We start from the raw sequence: 3,363 nt of genomic DNA on the forward strand, positions 1-3,363 counted from the left end.
GGCAGGCCACCACCAGCACCGCGACCGCCGCCGTCACCGCCGCCTGCGGTGCCGCGCCCGCGCCCAGCCAGAAGCCCAGCACGCTCACCGCGACCGCCAGCACGCACGGCACGAACACCCCGGCGACCGCGTCCGCGAGCCGCTGGGACCGGGCCTTGCCCGCCTGGGCGTCGGCCACCAGGGCGGTGATCCGGGCGAGTTGGGTGTCCGCGCCGACGGCCGTCGCCCGTACGACGAGTGCGCCGCCGACGTTCACCGTCGCGCCGGCGACCCGGTCCCCGGGGCCGACCTCGACCGGGACGCTCTCGCCGGTCAGGAAGCTCAGGTCGAGCGCCGAGCCGCCCTCGACCACCACCCCGTCGGTGGCGACGCGCTCGCCCGGCCGCACCACGAACTCCTGCCCGGGCAGCAGGAGTTCGATCGGCACCAGCCGCTCCTCGCCGCCCTCCCGGACGCACACCTCCTTCGCGCCCAGCTCGGCCAGCGCCCGCAGCGCCGAACCGCTGCGCCGCCGCACCCTGCCCTCCAGCAGGCGCCCGGCCAGGACGAACAGCGGCACGCCGACGGCCGCCTCCAGGTACACGTGCGCCGCGCCGCCGCCGTCGGCCGTCAGCGAGAACGGCATCCGCATGCCGATCGCCCCGGCCCCGCCGAACAGCAGCGCGTACGCCGACCAGCCGAAGGACGCCAGCACGCCCAGGCTGACCAGCGTGTCCATCGTCGCCGCCGCGTGCCGCAGCCCCTGCCACGCCCGCCGGTGGAAGCCCGCCGAGCCCCACGTCACCACCGGGACGGCCAGCCCGAAGCACACCCACTGCCAGGCCGGGAACTGCAGCGACGGCACCATCGACAGCACCAGCACCGGGACGGCCAGGAGCGCCGTCACCAGCAGCCGCCACCGCCCGTCCGGCTCCTCCTCCGCCGGGCCGACGGCCGCTCCCGCCGTCACCAACTCGGCGGTGTAGCCCGCCCGTTCGACGGCCGCGACGAGCTCCTCGACGGCCACGCCGGCCGGGTGCAGCACCCGTGCCCGGCCGGTCGCCAGGTTCACCCCGGCGGACACGCCGTCGAGCTTCGCCAGCCGCTTCTCCACCCGGCCCACGCACGCCGCACAGGTCATCCCGCCGACCGCCAGGTCGGTGCTGACCAGCGCCCCGGCGTCGGCCCCCGCGACCGGGCTCACCGCATGCCTCCCATGTCGTGCCCGGACATCCCGGGCGAGCCGCCGCCCCCGACACCGGGCGTCAGCCCCGGCGACACCGGCCCGGCCTGACGGCCCACGGCGTACGCCACGACGAACACCACCACCAGCAGCAGGGCGAACCCCGCCAGCACACTCAACGGCCGGACACCCGGCGACTTCGCACTCACCTCCCACCAGTCGGACGCCGAACCGGAGTGGTTCCCGTACGGTCCGAACTCCGTGGAAATCGCCCGCGACGACCTGCTCCCGCCACCGTGGGTAGGCGCACGTCCACTCGAACGGGCGTGCAGGTCTCGCCGTCCCGCCGCCGTGCCCCGAAGCATGGGGTGCAGGACACGCCGAGCGAGAAGAGGCAACCTCCCGTGCGCGAACTCCACACCCACCCGGGCCCCCGCCGCCGGACGGCCCCCCGCGCGGTCGCCCTGACCGCGGTGCTGGCCGCCGGGGGCGTCCTGGCGGCGGCGTGCAGCAGCTCGTCGACCAACCCGTCGATCGTCCGCACCTCGGCCCCGTCGGCCGCAGCGTCCGCCACGGCCGGCGCGTCCGCCTCGCCCTCGGAGACCGGCTCGCCGTCCCCGGGGCCCGAGGCCGCCGCCTCGTCGGCCGCGGCGGCGGCCTCGTTCGCCGCCTCCGTCGCGGCCCGGCAGGTGATCTCCCTCGACAAGGCCGTCTCCGCCCTCGCCCTGGCCGAGAACGGCGGCAACGCCCTCGGCGCGGTCACGGTCACCGGCGTCCCGCTCGCGGACACCGGCGGGCTGCCGGCCGTCGTGGTGACGATCCGCAACGGCGGCCTGGACACCGCCTCCTACGCCGTGCAGGTCGACTTCACCGACACCAACGGGAAGACCGTCGACAGCACCGTCGTGGGCGCCGAGAACCTCCCGCGCGACGAGGAGGCGTCCCCCGTCGCCTTCAGCAGCCACACGGAGCAGCGGCTGCTCCCGGTGGTGGTCAGGGCCGTCCGGTACTGACAGGCCTGAGAGAGCGTCCGGTCACCTGCGAAAATCGCTGTCCGATGACCGGAGCGCGGTGATAGAAATCCGGCGTGCAAAAGACTTTCGAGTTCTCCGACCTGCTGCGACTGATCGACGAGCGGTCGGCCGCCTTCCGCGCCACGGTCGCCGCCGCGCCCAGTCTCGACGCGCAGGTGCCGACCTGCCCCGAGTGGACGCTGTTCGATCTGGTGAAGCACCTGGGCGGAGGAGACCGTTTCTGGGCCGCCATCGTCGGTGCCGGGCCCGCCGACGGACCCCCGGCCGAGGCCGTCGCCGCGCGCGCCGCCCTGGAGGTGCCGAAGGAGCGCGAGGCCCTGGTGGACTGGCTGGCCGCATCGACGGAGCTGCTGCTGGGCGCCCTGCGCGAGGCGGGCCCGGAGAGCGGTTGCTGGGCGTGGTGGAGCCCGTTGCAGTCGCCGCGCAGCGCCGGCGGGGTGGCCCGGCACCGGGTCCAGGAGACCGCCGTGCACACCTACGACGCCCGGCTCTCCTTCGGCGACCCGGATCCGCTGCCGGCCGACGTCGCGCTCGACGGCGTCGAGGAGTTCCTGTTCACCTGCTGCGCGACGGCGAGCGCCTGGCCGCACAAGCCCACCACCTTCGACTTCCACGCCACCGAGGGCCGCTCCTGGCGCCTCACGGTCGACGCCGACGGCGCACGCACCACCAGCATCCCCGCGCCCGGCAGCACCGCCGGCGAGGACATCGACCCGGCCGGCACCGCCGTCCACGGCACGGCCTCCGAGCTGGTCCTCTTCAATTACGACCGCATCCCGCTCAGCTCCCTGCGCGTCGACGGGGACGCCGAGCTGTGGGGCCTGCTCCGCGTCTGGGAGCCGGAGAACTAGGACGCAGCGCAGCCGGTTCTATGGGCGGACCGTCCGCGGGCCCGTGACGTCGGCGCCGAGCGCGCCGACGCGGGCCCGCAGTTCGCGGTCGGCGGTGACGACCAGGCAGTCCCGGTCCGGCCGTTCGGCCCTGGCCGCCCGGACGACCTCGACGATCCGGTCGTCGCCGCTCCCGGCGGCGGCGACCACCCGGACCCCCGGCACCTCCGCCACCCCGCGCGCCGCGCCCTCGACCACCAGCAGCACGTCGAGCGGCCCGTCCCGCCCCGGCAGCCCGCGCTCGGCGACGGCGTCCAGCGCGTCGCGCAGCCGCTCG

General features: G+C 75.9%; 5 protein-coding genes. 2 read left to right on the plus strand and 3 right to left on the minus strand.

All coding sequences use genetic code 11. The features are described from left to right. A partial coding sequence (locus tag AB0O00_RS33220; protein ID WP_363658173.1) for a heavy metal translocating P-type ATPase occupies positions 1-1,120 on the minus strand: 1,120 nt, incomplete at its 3' end. Positions 1,121-1,179: 59 nt separating this feature from the next. Then, a complete protein-coding gene (locus AB0O00_RS33225; protein ID WP_359961887.1) occupies positions 1,180-1,341 on the minus strand; it encodes a hypothetical protein in 162 nt (53 codons plus the stop codon). A gap of 225 nt (positions 1,342-1,566) precedes the next feature. Here AB0O00_RS33225 and AB0O00_RS33230 point away from each other — a divergent pair, with 225 nt between their 5' ends. After that, the gene (locus AB0O00_RS33230; protein WP_363658168.1) at positions 1,567-2,175 is read left to right on the plus strand and encodes a hypothetical protein; all 609 of its coding nucleotides are present in this window, start codon (positions 1,567-1,569) and stop codon (positions 2,173-2,175) included. 74 nt (positions 2,176-2,249) lie between these two features. Further along, entirely contained in the window at positions 2,250-3,047 is a 798-nt protein-coding gene (locus AB0O00_RS33235; RefSeq protein ID WP_363658170.1) for a maleylpyruvate isomerase family mycothiol-dependent enzyme, read from the plus strand. An 18-nt stretch (positions 3,048-3,065) separates the two neighbouring features. Here the strand turns inward: AB0O00_RS33235 and AB0O00_RS33240 are convergent. Continuing rightward, a partial coding sequence (locus AB0O00_RS33240) for an NTP pyrophosphohydrolase (RefSeq protein ID WP_363658172.1) occupies positions 3,066-3,363 on the minus strand: 298 nt, incomplete at its 5' end.

Origin of the sequence: Kitasatospora sp. NPDC093558, assembly GCF_040683475.1 — a bacterium.
GTDB lineage: Bacteria > Actinomycetota > Actinomycetes > Streptomycetales > Streptomycetaceae > Kitasatospora.